Below are 17727 nucleotides of genomic sequence, written 5' to 3' on the forward strand. Positions count from 1 at the left end.
CTAAGAGCAAATACCCTCTTAACAGAGGGTATTTCTTATTTTTACCTCATTTAATTAGAGAAGTAATACTTCTCCTATCTTAAGGCTTATTACAAGTAGGCTAGGTAGGAGATCTATATATAATGGCACATAATATTGAGGGGGAAGAAACAATGGTAAGAGAACAGTTTCAATGTGATTTAAAAATGTTACAGCAAAAGGTGATTGAGCTTGGAGAGCTAGCGAGGGAAGGTTTATTGCTTGCTATGGAAGGTCTTCATAAAAGGGATGTAGAGAAAGCGTTAGAGGTAATAGATGGTGATTATCGTATGGATAATTTAGAAGAGGAAATAAATGATCTTGCGCTTATGCTTATTACGAAGCAGCAACCTGTAGCAAGTGATTTAAGAAGGATTTTCATTTCAATTAAAACAGCGACAGATTTAGAGCGTATTGCAGATCATGCTGTTAATATTGCGAAATCAACAATTCGTCTTGGGGAAAAAGAGGTGGTTGTTAGTTTGCACAATCTTGATGAAATGTTTGCAATTGCAAATAAGATGTTACAGTTAGCCTTAGAAGCATATGAGCAAGAGAATCTAACTTTTGCGAAACAAATTGCCGAAATGGATGATTCAGTTGATGAAATATATGGGAAAGCGATTCGTGAATTTATATCTTCAGTTCCAGAACAACCAGAAGCAATTACACAAATTACACAATTATCCTTTGTGGCGAGATATATCGAGCGTGTAGCAGATCATATTACAAATATTGCTGAAAATGTTTTTTATTTAGTAAAAGGAAAGCATTACTTATTAAATGAATAAAGAAAAAAGGCAGGTGAAACATCACCTGCTTTTTTTAGTCAAAACATGACAAAAAAAGCTCGTTGTTTCCTTTAGTTTATGATGATAAGATGTATCATAATATAATGGGAAAAATAGGACATATATGTTGTTCACTTATTAAAGGATATTTTACTAAGTTAATGGTAAGCGCTTTCTTTTGTGGTGTTGAAAAGGTACATGTATATAGGGAGTTTTACTGCCTGTAAAAGCCAGATTCGAGTGGTCAAGGCTAATAATCAGTGGGAGATGCACAAAATCCCTACTAATTAAAGTTTCATTTTATACTGCTAGTTAATGCGGGGGAGATAATATACATATCGTATATGAAGTTACTGATCATTATATAAGTGGAGGCTGAAGTATATGAAGGGGGTTATTTTAGCTGGAGGAAAAGGACGACGCCTTAGACCATTAACATGTAATACTCCAAAGCCGATGTTACCGTTATTAGAAAAGCCAGTTTTGGAATACAATATTGAATTATTACGTCAGCATGGGATTCGTGAAATTGCAATTACTGTTCAGTATATGAGTACGGCCATTAAGCAATATTTTGGAGACGGTAGCAAATGGGGAGTTAACTTGTACTACTTTGAAGATTCTCCCCCGCTTGGAACCGCAGGGAGTATTAAACAAGCGGAAACATTTTTAGATGAAACGTTTGTTGTGATAAGCGGGGATGCGTTAACTGATTTTCAATTATCAGAAGGAATTACGTTTCATGAACAAAAGAAAAGAATGGTAACTATGTTTGTAAAGGAAGTAGAAAACCCACTCTCATTCGGTTTAGTTGTAATGAACAAAGAACAAGAGGTTACACGATATATAGAAAAACCGAGCTGGAATGAAGTAGTCTCTAATATTGTGAATACAGGTATATATATTATGGAGCCAGAAATTTTTTCTTACATACCGCCCCGAGAGTTTTTTGATTTCAGTCAAGATGTGTTTCCGCTCTTGGCAAATAAGAACGCGTTATTTGCATATTTGTCAGAAGGTTATTGGTTAGATATCGGTACATTTGATCAATATCGACAAGCACAATTTGATTTGTTAACGAAAAAATTGCAAGTACCTATTCCTTACACGGAAGTATTGCCGATGGTATGGATGGGGGAAGGTGTGACGATTGGAAAAGGAACGAAAATTCACGGTCCTTCTTTTATTGGAGAAGGAGCAAAGATTGGTGTTGGAGCTGTAATTGAGCCATACTCTATTATCGGGAAAAATAGTGTTGTTTCAAGTTATTCTCATCTTCAAAAAAGTATTGTTTTTGCAAATGCGCACATTGGTCAGTATTGCGAGCTATTAGAAACGACCATAGGAGAGCATACAATGGTGGAAGATGACGTTACACTGTTTCAAAAAAGCATTGTAGCGGATCATTGTCATATAGGGAAAAGTACGGTAATTAAGCAAAAGGGAAAACTATGGCCATATAAGGCAATTGACAGCTATTCAGTAGTAGGATCGGCTGGTGTTCAAGAAAGTGAAAAGAGTGCAGGATGGTTGCAAAAAAGCCGCATTGTAGGAAGAGGTAATGTTGAAATCACTCCTCAATTTATTGTGAAGGTTGCGATGGCGTATGGATCTCTTTTTGCCAAAGGAGAAAGTATATTAATTGGGAGTCAAGAACATATAGAAACGACTTCTTATAAAAATCTCTTTCTTCATGCGATTCATGGTATCGGGGTTCATACGATGGAATGCAAAGAAATGAACGAATCGCTTTTTCAGTATAGCATTCAGGATTTACAATGTGCTGGTGGGGTTTTCATTCAAGTAGAAAATGAAAAAGAGGTTGTTATAAAGTTATATGGTAAGGATGGGGTACAATTAACGTATAAGCAGCAAAAAGCGATAGAACAAGTATATATGTCTGAGTCGTTTTATTACGTATGTGAGAAAGAAATGGGACGGAATAAACTAGTCCACGTTTCTTTACATGATTATATAGAGGCTGTATTAGAGCGCGTTGATATTGAGAAAATACAAAAACAAAAGTTTCATCTTCTTATTAATAAGAGGAATGATATGTTACAACATTTATTGATGCTCTTTTTACAAAGGCTCGGATGCACAGTTACATGGATTTATGCGGGCGAACAAAAGGATCATGTGAAAGCTTTGATGAAATCAAGTAAAGCAAATATGGCACTTATGTTTTCAGAGCAAGGAAATTATTTCGAGTTATATGATAATCATAGTAATATTTACCAAGGAACAGATTTTGAAGAGGTGGATATTCCAGATTTATTACTTGAATCGGCAGGAAATATTTACCCGATGTCTTTGAAATTAGGAGAATGTTACCTTCTATTTTATACGCAGGATGAAAAAAAGTCGTTTCAAGCGAGATGGAAGCGAGATATTTTATATCGAATTGGAAAATTATTCGAGTTAATAGCATTGCAGGGGAAAACATTTCTCAGCATAGTAGAGCAATCACCGCCGCTCTATCTACTTTGTGATGAAGTTGTATGTTCATGGAATGAAAAAGGAAAAGTAATGAGGAAATTATTGGCTGATATGGAAAGAAAGGAAGAAGGTATATTTGAAGGAGTACAGTTCAAATATACCGAAAAAGAGTGGTCTTATATCGTTTCTGACACAAAACAACCGAAATTTTTAGTGTATTCGCATGCCAGAAACCCAGTAATAGCAAGGGAAAACATGAAAAATCTTATAGAAAAAATTAGACAATATCAAAAGGTGTAGAATTTTTATTTTAAAAGTGGTATTATAGTATAGTCTGATTTAAGTTATTAGTACTGGAGGGAATAAGAATGCGTGTGAATATTACTCTAGCATGTACAGAATGCGGAGATCGTAACTATATCTCAAAGAAAAACAAACGTAACAACGCTGAGCGTATCGAGCTTAAAAAGTATTGCAAGCGTGACAAGAAGTCTACGTTACACCGTGAAACAAAGTAAGCAGTAGGAATATTTTCCTACTGTTTCTTTTTTTATTCGATTCCTATGTTAAAAGTGATACACTATCATCGTAGAGCAAAGTATCACTGTGAGGGGGAAAGTGTGTGAGAGAAGAGAAAGTACGTTTACGTAAACAAATAATAGAGCACATGAATTCTTTATCAGAAGAACGGTGTACAACTTTATCAGAGCAAATTGCATTTTCGTTGTATGCGCAAAAAGAGTGGGCTGAAGCTAAAACAATTGGAATCACTCTCTCAATGGAAAATGAAGTGAATACATATTCTATTATCGAAAAAGCCTGGGAAGAAGGAAAGAAAGTTGTTGTTCCAAAGTGTAACAAAGGAACACGAACAATGTCTTTCCGGCAAATTAGTAATTTTGATCAATTAGAAATAGTGTATATGAATTTACGTGAACCAATTCCAGCGCGTACGGAAGAAGTGAATGCAGATGACATTGATCTTCAAATCGTGCCAGGTGTAGCTTATACAGAGCGAGGAGAACGGATTGGATATGGCGGTGGGTATTATGATCGTTATCTCGTGCATTATAAAGGGAAAACGCTATCATTAGCTTATAGTTTTCAAATAGTAGAACATATTCCAGTAGAGCCGTTTGATAAAAACGTAGAAAAAATTATTACAGAAAAAGGAACAATGGTTAAAAACGGGCTTGTATAGACAAATAAAAATTGACGAGACTTTTTCTTCTTGATTATAATAAAATATGTGAACGTTTTCTTATTATAATTTTTTATAGTAAGTGAGCATAGAGGGTGATAAAATGGTATCTATTTATGATATTCAGCAATTGCTAAAGAAATTTGGTACGATTATTTATACGGGTGATCGAATTGCAGATTTACAATTAATGCAAGATGAATTGCGTGAATTAAATCAATCACAGTTAATCGATCCACAAGACTATCAAACAGCTTTATTTTTATTGAAGCAAGAAATTCAAAAAGAGCTAAATAAGAATTAGATAAAGGTAGGTAAGCAACATGGAAGAGAAATGGTTAGTTGGGGTTGACCTTGGTGGTACAACAATTAAATTAGCATTTATTAATGTGTACGGTGAAATTTTACATAAGTGGGAAATCCCTACGAATACAAATGAGCAAGGAAAACATATTACGCTTGATGTAGCGAAAGCTATTGATAAAAAGTTAGAAGAGTTAGGTGAATTGAAAAGCAAGTTAATCGGTATTGGTATGGGAGCTCCTGGTCCTGTACACGTGGCGTCTGGAATGATTTATGAAGCGGTCAATTTAGGATGGAAAAACTATCCGTTAAAAGATTTATTAGAAGTAGAAACAGGATTACCTGTTGTTATTGATAATGATGCAAACTTAGCAGCACTTGGTGAAATGTGGAAAGGTGCTGGTGAAGGAGCAAAAGATTTAATCTGTATGACACTTGGCACTGGTGTTGGTGGTGGTGTAATCGCCAATGGTGAGATTGTACACGGCGTAAGCGGAGCTGCTGGTGAGATTGGACATATTACAGTAGTTACAGAGAATGCTTTCCCATGTAATTGCGGGAAGTCTGGTTGCTTAGAAACTGTAGCATCTGCAACGGGTATTGTGCGTGTTGCTATGCAAAAAATACAAGAGACTAATAAAGAGAGTGTTCTACGTTCTATGTTAGCAGAAGAAGGGCGTATTACATCAAAAGATGTGTTTGAAGCACTTGGACAAGGTGACGAGCTAGCAGGCGAAGTAGTAGAAAAAGTAGCTTCTTATTTAGGGTTAGCTGTAGCGAACCTTGCTAGTACGTTGAACCCAGAGAAAATTGTTATTGGCGGGGGCGTGTCTAAAGCTGGAGATGCACTATTAGAGCCAATTCAACGTTATTTCGAGCAATATGCTTTCTCACGTGCTGTAAAGAGCACAAAGTTAGCGATTGCAATACTTGGTAATGATGCAGGTGTTATCGGAGGAGCTTGGCTTGTAAAAAAGCACAAATACGAAGCGAAGATGGTATAAGTTGTGAAATATGAAAAGAGGAAGGGGAAACCCTTCCTCTTTTTGTGTGAAATCTTGATGAAGAATAACATGTAAATGAATTAAGCTGCTGGTGGGTACCCGTTATATAGAACAGTCATGATCGTAAACCATCCGAAAACGAGTACAGTTGCAATTGCAAAGCCGCCCGCGAATAAGTTTTTTTCGCGAAGAGTTCTAAGCGTAGCGAATACAGCTAACAGAGTGACTAGCGCAAAAATAATAACAAGGCCCATACAATATCCTCCTCTGTCTACCCATTCCTCAATATGAGTTTTTAGAATATTAACTCTTTTATATTGTACATGTTTTAAAAATGATTGTCGAGATAGCATCCTTTCTTTTCCTAAGAGAAAAAAATGTTGTATCATTGAAAGTAAGTTTAATAATTGGAGGAGATTTTCATATGAAATGGATACAAATGCCGTTAGGCCCATTACAAACGAATGCTTATATTTTAACGAATGATCAAAATGAGTGTATTATCTTTGATCCTGGTCACGAAGGAGATAAGCTCGTTACATATTTACAAGAAGAACAATTAAAGCCACTTGCTATTTTATTAACACATGCTCACTTTGATCATATTGGTGCTGTTGACGCGGTAAGAGACGCTTTTCATATTCCTGTGTACGTACATAAAGAAGAAGCAGATTGGTTAGGCGATGCAACTGTAAATGGCTCTCAAATTTTTATGATGAATCGCAGTATTACAGCAAAACCAGCAGATCATATTATTGATGCAGAAGGTGCATTAGCAATTGGTTCATTTAATTTTGAGATTTTTGAGACGCCAGGACATTCTCCAGGCAGTATTTCTTATTATTGTAAAGAGGCGAATGCTGTATTTTCTGGTGATGTATTGTTCCAAATGAGCATCGGAAGAACAGATTTACCCGGTGGAAGTTTTGCTGAATTGATTGGAAGTATTGAAGAAAAATTATTTGTATTACCAGATGAAACAGCGGTGCTATGTGGACATGGTCCAGAAACAAGCATTGGTTTTGAAAAAGAAAATAATCCATTTTTACAGTAAGGAGCTAGTAGGGAGATGGAGCTCATTTTAAAAGAATGGATGGAGAAAGAGAAGGATTATTCAATTTCATATAGTACGTATATGAACCTCGTATTGTACACAGAGGGACATGGCTATTATATGAAGGAACGTGAAAAAATTGGAAGACAAGGGGATTTTTTTACAAGTAGCAACGTATCCTCTGTTTTTGCAAAAACATTTGCTAAATTTTTTATTCGTCTTGTTGAAAATGGTGAAGTTGCTCCGAATATTTGTGAGATTGGTGGGGGAACAGGAAGGTTTGCCTATGATGTTTTACAAGAGTGGAAGCAAGTATCTCCAGAAACCTTTATTGATTTAAACTATTCAATGATTGAAATGAGCCCTTTTCATAGAAACTTACAGCAGAAAAATCTTTGTTCGTTTTCTAATGTGTCGTATTATACGTCGCATAGTGAAATGGGAGAATCGTTCGAAGGGATTCTTTTTTCAAATGAGTTATTTGATGCATTTCCTGTTGAAGTAATTGAGAAGAGAAATGGAATATTGTATGAAGTACGTGTGACGTACACAGAGGAAGGGAAACTCGCAGAAGTATGTAGACCGCTACAGAAAAATATTGGTCGATACTTATTGAAATATAATATTCATCTTGCTGAAGGTCAGCGTTTTGAAGTGCCACTTGCGATGGAAGAATATATAGTAGAAATTGCGAAATGGTTTCAACGAGGTGTATGTATTACCGTTGATTATGGATACACAAAAGAAGAATGGATGCATCCTGCACATCAAGAAGGAAGTTTACGAGGATATTACGAGCATAAGTTAATCCGTAATCCTTTAGCGCATCCAGGTGAAATGGATCTTACTACTCATATTCATTGGGACGAACTGAAAGAGATGTTTAGCCTGCAAGGCATGAATATAGTATGGCATAAGAAGCAATCTGAGTTTTTGTTAGCAGCAGGAATATTAGATCAGCTTACGGGTCACCAAGATCGAAATCCTTTTTCTGAAACTCAAAAACAAAATCGTGCAGTTCGTTCTATGATTTTGAGCGGAGGATTAGGGAGTGCATTTGATGTTGTGATACATACGAAACATATGCAACAGTTACACTTGGATCAGTATTTGAAAATATAAAAAAACAAGACACAGCATATTTCTGTGTCTTGTTTTTTAATACGACTTTTTAATTATGTAGCATCATATATTTTCTCTCATGATATATATTTATATTAAAGATATGAGATGAAAAATATAAAATACGCCCTTTTTCTCTGTTTATGAGCTCTTAACCTAATAATACGCGAACGAGTTGAATAATTGTCTCGTTTTCTACTTTGTAATAAATTTCCAATCCTTTTCTTTCACTGGAAACGATTTTAGCACTTTTTAATTTTGCTAAATGCTGTGAAATTGTAGATTGTGGCATATTTAAGCCAGTGTACATTGTAGAAACGTTGCTTGGACCACGTTCAATTAATCCTTTTACAATACATAAGCGAACAGGATGAGCAAGTACTTTCAATAATTCTGCATTGCTTTCATATAGTTCTATTTCTTTTTGAAAGGTTTCTAACATGTTCTTTTCCACCTCCGTGTGAGCTGTTATACCATACTATACATACCAAAAAATTAAAGAAAAGAAAACAGTTGTTGCAGAAAAAAAGTCCTAAAGTAAAGAAATTGTAAGAAAAGAGACCCTGATGTAAATAAAGTAGATAAATTTGCATGGTTTTGTAAAATGACATTTTTGGGTGAAAATTTCGATGCGTTTTAAAAATTGAAAGATATAGATATATTTGTAACACAATTTTATCATGATTTTCTTATTCTTTCAAATGAATATACAAAATTTTTAAAATAATAAGAAAAAGGAATTATAATGTTATATATAGAATATAAAACAGGTTAAAAGAAAAGAAGCTGAATGTAGTCAGCTTCTTTATGGTGATAACAAAATATTCGAGTATAGCTGATAAATTTTATAATTACCAAGACATTAGTTATATATTCTAGATTTCATCTTTTATCAGCTTTAAAAATCTGCGGTTCCATATATTTTCATAAAAATCAATTGTCTCTTTTGCGGACATAAATGGATTATTTAACGTAGAGGTTGCTTTCTGTACCATGAAGTTTTCGTATTCTAGTCCATGGGAAAATTTAATCGTAGCATCCATACAGTACTCTGTTTGGGCACCACAAAATTCAATACGGTGTACAGATAATTGTTCTAAAATCTCTTTCAAGTTTGTTTTATAAAATGAATTGGCATGTGTTTTTCTTACAAAAAAATCTTGTTCCTGAACATCTAGATCAGCATGAATAGCCCAAAGTTCTTTTTCGGGTACTAAATCATCATCACAATGTTGAATAAAAATGATTGGTTTATTTGATTTTCTGTATGAAGAAATTCTTTTATTTACTTTTGTAAGTAAATTTTGTAAATCGAATAAATGCTCTTCGCTATAACATACTCCATTTTGTAAATCGATAACGATTAAAACATCTGCACAAGTATCCATTATTTTTGCCCCTTTTTTACTTCTTAATATATCAATTAATTCATTATTTAGAAATAGATGGTGCTCTTTCGTTTTTTTAAGAACTATACGAAAAGTAAAAAATATACTTAATGGCATAAAAAAGAAGATATGAAAACTTAATTTCATATCTTCTTTTCGTTCTATGCATTTACAGGTTCTTCTACATAAGAAAGGGCATTTCCAAAATCGGATATTAAATCGTCAACATTTTCAAGGCCGACAGATAACCGAAGTAATGAATTAGAAATCCCTCTTTTATCACGAGCTTCTTGCGACAGTGCTGCATGTGACATTTTAGCTGGGTAGGAAAGAATCGATTCGACAGCTCCTAAACTAACTGCAAAGACAGGTAATTTTACTTTTGATAAAAATTGGCGGAGTGCGTCTTCTGATTGTAAGGTGAAAGATAGGACAGCTCCAGCTGATGTAGCTTGAGATTGTTGAATATCAAATCCAAGATGTGTTTGTAAGCCAGGATAATAGACATTTTTAACTTTAGCGTGCTCTTGTAAATAATGTGCAATTTTATTGGCGTTTGCAGCTGAATGCTCAAGACGTACATGCAATGTTTTTAGACCGCGAAGTACGAGAGAACAATCTTGAGGACCTAAAATAGCGCCGAATGCATTTTGTAAAAATCCAAGTTTTTGAGCGAGTTCGGCATCTTTTACAACCGCTAATCCGGCAGTAACATCACTATGACCGGCAATGAATTTTGTGGCACTATGAAGAACGACATCGGCGCCAAGATCAAGTGGTTTCTGGAATAGTGGTGTCAAAAATGTATTATCAACAAAAGTAAGGGCGTCAATAGATTTTGCAAGTTTAGAAACAGCACGAATATCTGTCACTTTTAAAAGTGGATTAGAGGGTGTTTCCACATAAAAGAGTTTTGTGTTTGGCTTAATGTTTTGCTTTATTTCTTCTACATTTGTCATATCAACAAATGTATGTGACACACCGTAACGGGAGAGCACTTCAGTTATAATTCGGTAAGTTCCTCCGTATACGTCTTCTGAAATGAGTACGTGATCGCCTTGTGAAAGAAGGAGGAATGCAGTAGAAATCGCTGCAATTCCTGATGCGAAGGCAAATCCCTTTGTTCCTCCTTCTAATAAAGCAATGATATCTTCAAGCGCTTCACGAGTTGGATTACCAGAGCGACTATAGTCATATTTTCCGAACGTATCTACATCAAATTGATGGAATGTTGATGTATTATAGATGGGAACGTTAACAGCTCCTGTTTGTGAGTCATGTTTATATTGGTTGTGCAGTAAGAGTGTATCTATAGAATAACTCATATTCTTACACCTTCTTTTACAAGTTTAATAGCTTGCTTTAAGTCTTGAATTAAATCGTTACTATTTTCAATGCCAACGGAAAATCGCAGAAGACGATTACATACACCGTTTGCTGTTCTGATTTCTTCAGGAATATCAGCGTGTGTTTGCGTTGCTGGATACGTCATTAAACTTTCAACACCACCAAGACTTTCAGCAAATGTAATTAAGGATAAAGATTGTAAGAATGGATTGATCCATGTTTCATCTTTCAGACGAAATGAGATCATGCCGCCTCTTCCAGGATAAAATACATCTGTAACCCCGTCTTCATCATTTAAATAAGCAACAACTGCTTTTGCATTTTCTTCATGTTGTCTCATGCGAAGCGCTAACGTTTTCATACCACGAATTAATAGCCATGAGTCAAATGGACTTAAGACCGCACCAGAGGCATTATGATAATGAGCGATTTCCTCACAAAGTTCCTTTCCTTTTGCAACGACAAGTCCGCTTAGGACATCGTTATGTCCCCCTAAATATTTCGTTGCGCTATGAAGTACAATGTCGGCACCTTCTGTTAATGGCTGCTGTATATAAGGCGTATAGAATGTGTTGTCTACAATAAGAAGTAGTCCGTGTCTTTTCGCTACAGTTGCGACAGCGGCAATATCAGTAACTTGCATTAACGGATTAGTTGGAGTTTCTATGAAAATAGCTTTCGTTTCAGTTGTGATAGCTTGCTCAATTTGTTTAATAGATTGTGTATTTACGTATCTACATCGAACATTCCACTTTTTTTCGTGCTCAGAAAATAATCGATAAGTGCCCCCGTATAAATCTTCGGATACAATAAGTTCGTCTCCAGAACGGAATAGGGAGAGGACGAGGAGAACAGCTGCCATCCCTGAACTACAGGCATAACCTTGTTCACCATATTCTAAGTCTGCGATTGCCTGCTCTAAAAGACCACGAGTTGGATTGCCAGTTCGTGAATAGTCAAAGCCAGTAGAGTTACCAATTCCTTCATGACGATAAGCAGTTGAAAAATAAACAGGTGGGTTAACAGTTCCTGTTGTAGTTTCGCTCCGGTTTCCGATTTGTGCTAGTTTTGTTTCAATAGTTGACATGTGAAAATTCCTCCTTTTTAAATTAACAATTAAGTGAATGTAAAGTGAAACTTTAATCAGTGAGGGGGGCATCCCCCACTGATTATTAGCTCTCACCAATCGGGCTTTTACGGGCAGTCGATTCCCACCTAACTTCTTTGTTCTAGCTGAATTTTGAGTTGGGAATCTTACTGCCCTCAAATAGCGGGGTAAAATAAAAAAAGCCTTCTAAAGAAGAAGGCTTTCGGTTTGAATAGAGTCTTCTTCTCATCTGTCAAATCTTTCACAATTTGCTGGAATTAGCACCTTATTAACAAATGTTAATGGTTGCTGAGGCGTCATAGGGCCAGTCCCTCTACCTCTCTAGATAAGAATGTTCGTATGAAATTTTTATTATGTTTTTAACTTTACAACAAAAGATAATTGAATTGCAACTTTATTTTAAATAATTTTTATTTTTCCGCAAGTGTCATTGACTTTTGCATTTGTGCATGCTAAATTTATTAAAAAATTAACAAACATTGTTAAAAGGGGAACGTATTTCCTTTTAGCTACATAAATAAAATAATAAAGACAAACTCTTATTGAGAGCGGTGGAGGGAAAGGCCCTGTGAAACCCAGCAACCTTCAAACGAAATGTTTGAAACGGTGCTAATACCTGCAAAACGAATGTTTTGCATAATAAGAGGAGGAACAATTATGTCCCCCTCTTCAAAGTGAAGAGGGGGTTTTTATATTGATAGAAATGAGGGAGATTTGTGAAATTACTAGATTTATTATCAAAAGGAATTGTAATAGGTGATGGTGCGGTTGGGACGTTATTACATTCACATGGTTTGCAAAGTAGTTTTGAAGAATTGAATATATCTGATCCAGATTTAATTATATCGATTCATAAGCAATATGTAGCTGCTGGGGCTGATGTGATTCAAACAAATACGTACGGAGCAAATGAAGCGAAATTACGTATGTATGGTTTAGAAAATCAAGTTACTGAAATTAATAGAGCCGCAGTAAAACTGGCGAAAGCATCTGTTACAGACAGAAATGCAATTTTAGGAACAATTGGTGGTATGAAACATATCGGAGCTGTTACGACAACTGATATGGAAAGAGAATTTATGTTACTGGAACAGGCAAGTGCATTACTAGAAGAACAGGTTGATGGACTGCTATTAGAAACTTTCTATGATGAGTTTGAATTACTTCATGCTGTTCAGGTGTTACGAAAACAAACGAATATTCCAATTGTAGCTCAATTAGCATTGCATGAGGCAGGTACAACTCAAAATGGAAATGATGTAAATGAAATATTAAAACAGCTTTTAGATTACGGTGCAAATGTCGTTGGATTGAACTGTCAACTAGGGCCACTTCACATGACGGAAGCTTTTAAAATGATATCGATTCCGCAAAATGGCTACTTGTCAGCATATCCGAATGCAGGTCTCCCAAATTATGTGGAGGGACGTTACGTATATGAGGGAAGTCCAGCTTATTTCGAAGCGATGACACCGAAATTTATTGAGCAAGGTATTCGGTTATTAGGTGGTTGTTGTGGCACGACTCCAGAACATATTGAAAGTATGAAACGTGCAATTGCAAATGTTACACCTGTAATAGAAAAGGATACGATTCAAAGACCGAAAGTAGTTCATACACACGAGAAACGTTCAAAAGCTCATGTCACATTAGCAGAGAAAGCAAAAAAACAAACGACAGTAGTAGTGGAATTAGATCCACCGAAAACGTTAGATACGCAGCGATTTTTTGAAGGCGCAAGAGCATTGAAAAGAGCTGGGGCAGATGCTATTACTCTAGCAGATAATTCATTAGCATCGCCTCGCATCTCGAATATGGCAATGGGGGCATTATTAACGAAGCACGATATTCCGGTATTGACGCACTTAACGTGTAGAGACCATAACGTCATCGGACTACAATCTCATTTACTAGGCCTATCAGCGTTAGGTATGGAAGAGGTGTTAGCTTTAACTGGGGATCCAGCACGCGTTGGTGATTTTCCAGGTGCCACTTCTGTATATGATTTGTCCTCTATTGAGCTCATTAAAATGATTAAAGAAATGAACGACGGGCGCTCGATTTTAGGGAAATCAATTGGTCCAGCAACAAGGTTTTCAGTGGGAGGTGCGTTTAATCCGCATGTAAGACATTTAAAAGCAGCGGTTAAGCGAATGGAACGGAAAATAGATGCTGGAGCGGAATATTTCTTAACTCAGCCAATTTATGATATCGCGTTAATTGAAGAAGTGTATGAAGCGACGAAGCATTTGGAACAACCTATTTTTATTGGGATTATGCCATTAATAAGTAAAAGGAATGCAGATTTCCTTCATTTTGAGGTACCGGGTATTACTCTACCTGAAGAAATAAGGGAGAGAATGGATGGACATGAAACGAAAGAGGCAGCAATTGAAGAAGGGATTCGCATTTCACAAGAATTGATCGATGCGGCGATGAAATATTTTAACGGCATTTATCTTATTACACCATTTCTAAAATATGAAATTACAGAACATCTTGTTAAATATGTGAGAGAAAAGCAAGAAGTGAAAGAAGGTATTAATTGATGAAATGTATAGAAGAAAAATTACAAAATAACATCTTAATATTAGATGGTGCAATGGGAACAATGATCCAGCAAGAGGACTTAACTGCGGAAGATTTCGGAGGAGAAGAGTACGAAGGCTGTAATGAATATTTAGTAGAAACAAGGCCTGATGTCATTTTAAAGATTCATAAAGCTTATATTGAAGCTGGAGCAGATATTATTGAAACAAATACATTTGGGGCGACAAACATTGTATTAAGTGATTATGAGTTGTCTCATTTAGATGAGGAATTAAATGAGAAGGCAGCACGTTTAGCGAAGCAAGCGGTCAAAGCAAGCGGGAAGGAAGTATATGTTGCGGGAGCAATGGGACCAACAACGAAAGCGATTAGTGTTACAGGTGGTGTGACGTTTGAAGAATTAATTGAAGCCTATACACGGCAGGCTAGAGGCTTATTGAATGGCGACGTAGATGTATTACTCGTTGAGACGAGTCAAGATATGCGTAACGTGAAGGCTGCTTATATTGGAATTCAAGCAGCTTTTGATGAGCTAAATAAAATTGTACCTATTATGATTTCAGGAACGATTGAACCGATGGGAACGACTCTGGCCGGGCAAACAATTGAGGCTTTTTACTTATCAGTAGAACATATGAAGCCATTATCTGTTGGATTAAACTGTGCGACCGGTCCGGAGTTTATGAGAGACCATATTCGTTCACTATCTGATTTGTCGGAGTGTTACATTTCTTGTTATCCAAATGCAGGTCTTCCTGATGAAGATGGACATTATCATGAATCTCCATCTTCTCTCGCTGAAAAAGTGAAGCGATTTGCTGAAGAAGGATGGGTTAATATTATCGGTGGTTGTTGTGGCACAACACCAGAACATATAAAAGCAATAAAATCCGCGTTAGCTTCTCTTAATCCACGTGAACACCACGAAAGAGCTGGACACGGGGTTAGTGGATTAGAGGCACTTCAATATGATGACTCTATGAGACCATTATTTGTTGGTGAAAGAACAAACGTTATTGGGTCACGTAAATTTAAACGATTAGTAGCAGAAGGGAAATTTGAAGAGGCTGCTGAAGTCGCAAGAGCGCAAGTGAAGAAAAATGCTCATATTATTGATATTTGTATGGCAGATCCTGATCGCGATGAAATAGAAGATATGGAAAACTTCTTGGCAGAAGTTACGAAAGTGTTAAAAGTACCAATTATGATTGATTCAACAGATGAAAATGTGATGGAGCGAGCTCTTACTTATATTCAAGGAAAAGCTGTTATTAATTCAATTAATTTAGAAGATGGAGAAGAACGATTTAAAAAAGTGACGCCGCTTCTTCGGAAATATGGTGCTGCTATTGTTGTAGGAACAATTGATGAAGATGGTATGGCGGTTAGTGCAGAACGAAAACTCGAAATCGCGAAAAGAAGTTATGAGTTATTGACGACGAAATATGGTATACGCCCGTCAGATATTATTTTTGATGCACTTGTATTTCCTGTAGGTACAGGTGATGAAGAATATATTGGTTCAGCGGCAGCGACGATAGAAGGAATTCGCCTTATTAAAGAAGCCTTGCCAGAGTGTTTAACGATTTTAGGTGTAAGTAACATATCTTTTGGTTTACCACCAGCTGGCCGAGAAGTATTAAATTCCGTCTTTTTATACCATGCAACGAAAGCAGGATTAGATTACGCAATTGTGAATACGGAAAAATTAGAACGGTATGCGTCAATTCCAGAGGAAGAAAAACGTCTTGCTGATGCACTACTTTTTGAAACGACGCAAGAGACGTTAGAAGAATTTACAAATTTTTATCGCGCGGCAAAAAAGAAAGATGTCGTTACCCAAGAAACATTAACTCTTGATGAAAGGCTGGCAAATTACATTGTAGAAGGTACGAAACAAGGACTACAAGAAGATTTAAGCCTTGCACTTACAGAAGGAAGAAAACCTTTGGATATTATTAATGGCCCACTTATGACAGGAATGGATGAGGTGGGACGATTATTTAATAATAATGAGCTTATCGTTGCCGAAGTATTGCAAAGTGCTGAAAGTATGAAAGCTGCCGTAAGCTATTTAGAGCCACATATGGAATCTAGCGAGAGTGCGAAAAAGGGGAAAGTATTATTAGCAACTGTTAAAGGTGACGTACATGATATTGGGAAAAACCTCGTTGAAATTATTTTATCGAATAACGGATATGAGATTATTAATTTAGGAATCAATGTTCGTTCGGATCGAATTGTTCAAGAAGTACAAGAAAAGAAGCCTGACATTATTGGTCTTTCTGGTTTATTAGTAAAATCAGCGCAACAAATGGTAACGACTGCTGAAGATTTAAAAGCTGCAAATATTGATGTTCCAATCGTTGTAGGCGGGGCAGCGTTAACGAGAAAATTTACAGAAAATCGTATTTCACCATCATATAAAGGGCTCGTATGTTATGCGAGTGATGCGATGACTGGTCTTGATATTATTAATAAGCTTCAAAAAGAAGAAGAGCGTGAGAAGATGAAACAAGATAAAAAAGAGCGTCATCTTCATATCGTAAAAAAAGAGGAGAAGAAAGTAGAAATTCCAGCAGTAATTGAGCCATTAGCGAAGGCAGAGGTTATGATACCTGATTCAACAAAACGAATTGTATTACGTGATATTCCAGTTGCACATCTCGCTCCATTTTTAAATAGACAAATGCTACTTGGACATCACCTTGGATTAAAAGGAAATGTGAAGAAGCTTTTGCGAGAGGGAGATAAGAGAGCACACGAATTAAATGATTTAATAGATGAATTATTGCAGGAAGGACAATCTTGGTTAAAACCGAAAGCGGTGTATCAATTTTTCCCAGCGCAAAGTGACGGACAAAACATTGTAATATATGATCCAGAAGATCATACGCGTGTTATAGAGCGTTTCACATTCCCAAGACAAGGAAAAGTACCATATCGTACTTTAGGTGATTATTTACGACCAGTTGGAGATGAGATGGACTATGTTGCTTTCCTATCTGTTACGGTTGGGGAAGGCGTTCGGGACATTGCTGAAGAGTGGAAGGCGAAGGGTGATTATTTACGCAGCCATGCGATCCAATCGTTAGCGCTTGAACTAGCAGAAGGACTTGCTGAAAAAACACATATGCTTATCCGTGACCGCTGGGGCATTCCGGACTCACCTGAACTGACGATGGAAGAACGTTTCCGTACGAAATATAGAGGGATACGCGTGTCCTTCGGTTATCCAGCATGTCCAGAACTTGCGGATCAAGAAAAGTTATTTCGCCTTATTCATCCAGAAGAAATAGGTATTTCATTAACAGATGGATTTATGATGGAGCCAGAAGCATCTGTGACGGCTATGGTATTTTCTCACCCTGAGGCAAGATATTTTAGTGTATTATAGTGTAG

15 protein-coding genes and 2 riboswitches are annotated in these 17727 nt (G+C 36.4%); of the genes, 10 read left to right on the top strand and 5 right to left on the bottom strand.

The window, feature by feature from the left end; all coding sequences use genetic code 11:
• Positions 1-152 precede the first annotated feature (152 nt).
• The 6 genes from phoU to glcK all read left to right on the top strand — a co-directional run bounded on the left by phoU (position 153) and on the right by glcK (position 5756).
• Positions 153-809: a phosphate signaling complex protein PhoU gene (phoU, locus tag JDS99_RS10540; RefSeq protein WP_098857860.1), complete on the top strand. Its 657-nt coding sequence runs from the start codon at positions 153-155 to the stop codon at positions 807-809.
• A 384-nt stretch (positions 810-1193) separates the two neighbouring features.
• The gene (locus JDS99_RS10545; protein WP_087985250.1) at positions 1194-3548 is read left to right on the top strand and encodes a sugar phosphate nucleotidyltransferase; all 2355 of its coding nucleotides are present in this window, start codon (positions 1194-1196) and stop codon (positions 3546-3548) included.
• 68 nt (positions 3549-3616) lie between these two features.
• On the top strand, positions 3617-3766 hold the full coding sequence (gene rpmG / locus JDS99_RS10550) for a 50S ribosomal protein L33 (protein WP_001265616.1): 150 nt from the start codon (positions 3617-3619) through the stop codon (positions 3764-3766).
• Between the two features lie 104 nt (positions 3767-3870).
• Positions 3871-4449 carry a 5-formyltetrahydrofolate cyclo-ligase gene (locus tag JDS99_RS10555; RefSeq protein ID WP_199695047.1) on the top strand — a complete coding sequence of 193 codons (579 nt, stop codon included), beginning with the start codon at positions 3871-3873 and terminating at the stop codon, positions 4447-4449.
• Positions 4450-4552: 103 nt separating this feature from the next.
• Positions 4553-4753, top strand: coding sequence for a YqgQ family protein (locus tag JDS99_RS10560; protein WP_000253699.1), 201 nt, complete (start codon positions 4553-4555; stop codon positions 4751-4753).
• Positions 4754-4772: 19 nt separating this feature from the next.
• Positions 4773-5756, top strand: coding sequence for a glucokinase (gene glcK, locus JDS99_RS10565; RefSeq protein ID WP_000391711.1), 984 nt, complete (start codon positions 4773-4775; stop codon positions 5754-5756).
• An 80-nt stretch (positions 5757-5836) separates the two neighbouring features.
• Here the strand turns inward: glcK and JDS99_RS10570 are convergent, their stop codons facing one another.
• Complete coding sequence (locus JDS99_RS10570) at positions 5837-6010, bottom strand: DUF2759 domain-containing protein (RefSeq protein ID WP_000524847.1); 174 nt, start codon at positions 6008-6010, stop codon at positions 5837-5839.
• Between the two features lie 170 nt (positions 6011-6180).
• On the opposite strand from JDS99_RS10570, the gene JDS99_RS10575 reads away from it, so the two are divergent.
• Positions 6181-6810 (top strand): MBL fold metallo-hydrolase, encoded by a 630-nt coding sequence (locus JDS99_RS10575; RefSeq protein ID WP_199695048.1) that lies wholly within the window; start codon positions 6181-6183, stop codon positions 6808-6810.
• Positions 6811-6825: 15 nt separating this feature from the next.
• Positions 6826-7932, top strand: coding sequence for a class I SAM-dependent methyltransferase (locus JDS99_RS10580; protein WP_199695049.1), 1107 nt, complete (start codon positions 6826-6828; stop codon positions 7930-7932).
• Positions 7933-8083: 151 nt separating this feature from the next.
• Here JDS99_RS10580 and JDS99_RS10585 read toward each other — a convergent pair whose 3' ends face one another.
• The 4 genes from JDS99_RS10585 to metI all read right to left on the bottom strand — a co-directional run bounded on the left by JDS99_RS10585 (position 8084) and on the right by metI (position 11754).
• Positions 8084-8374, bottom strand: a complete 291-nt coding sequence (locus JDS99_RS10585; RefSeq protein ID WP_000894375.1) for an ArsR/SmtB family transcription factor — start codon at positions 8372-8374, stop codon at positions 8084-8086.
• 433 nt (positions 8375-8807) lie between these two features.
• Complete coding sequence (locus JDS99_RS10590; RefSeq protein ID WP_097889613.1) at positions 8808-9320, bottom strand: cysteine hydrolase family protein; 513 nt, start codon at positions 9318-9320, stop codon at positions 8808-8810.
• A 161-nt stretch (positions 9321-9481) separates the two neighbouring features.
• Positions 9482-10645, bottom strand: a complete 1164-nt coding sequence (gene metC / locus JDS99_RS10595; RefSeq protein ID WP_097907755.1) for a cystathionine beta-lyase — start codon at positions 10643-10645, stop codon at positions 9482-9484.
• Positions 10642-11754, bottom strand: a complete 1113-nt coding sequence (gene metI / locus JDS99_RS10600; RefSeq protein ID WP_000103901.1) for a cystathionine gamma-synthase/O-acetylhomoserine thiolyase — start codon at positions 11752-11754, stop codon at positions 10642-10644. Before metI ends, metC begins: the two co-directional genes overlap by 4 nt.
• Before the next feature lie 243 nt (positions 11755-11997).
• Positions 11998-12107, bottom strand: a riboswitch (SAM riboswitch).
• 204 nt (positions 12108-12311) lie between these two features.
• Positions 12312-12421: riboswitch (SAM riboswitch) on the top strand.
• Positions 12422-12491: 70 nt separating this feature from the next.
• Here metI and JDS99_RS10605 point away from each other — a divergent pair.
• The gene (locus JDS99_RS10605) at positions 12492-14324 is read left to right on the top strand and encodes a bifunctional homocysteine S-methyltransferase/methylenetetrahydrofolate reductase (RefSeq protein WP_097907753.1); all 1833 of its coding nucleotides are present in this window, start codon (positions 12492-12494) and stop codon (positions 14322-14324) included.
• Positions 14324-17722 carry a methionine synthase gene (metH, locus tag JDS99_RS10610; protein WP_199695050.1) on the top strand — a complete coding sequence of 1133 codons (3399 nt, stop codon included), beginning with the start codon at positions 14324-14326 and terminating at the stop codon, positions 17720-17722. Before JDS99_RS10605 ends, metH begins: the two co-directional genes overlap by 1 nt.
• Positions 17723-17727 lie beyond the last annotated feature (5 nt).

This window comes from Bacillus cereus group sp. N6, from assembly GCF_016483705.1.
Classification (GTDB): domain Bacteria; phylum Bacillota; class Bacilli; order Bacillales; family Bacillaceae_G; genus Bacillus_A; species Bacillus_A wiedmannii.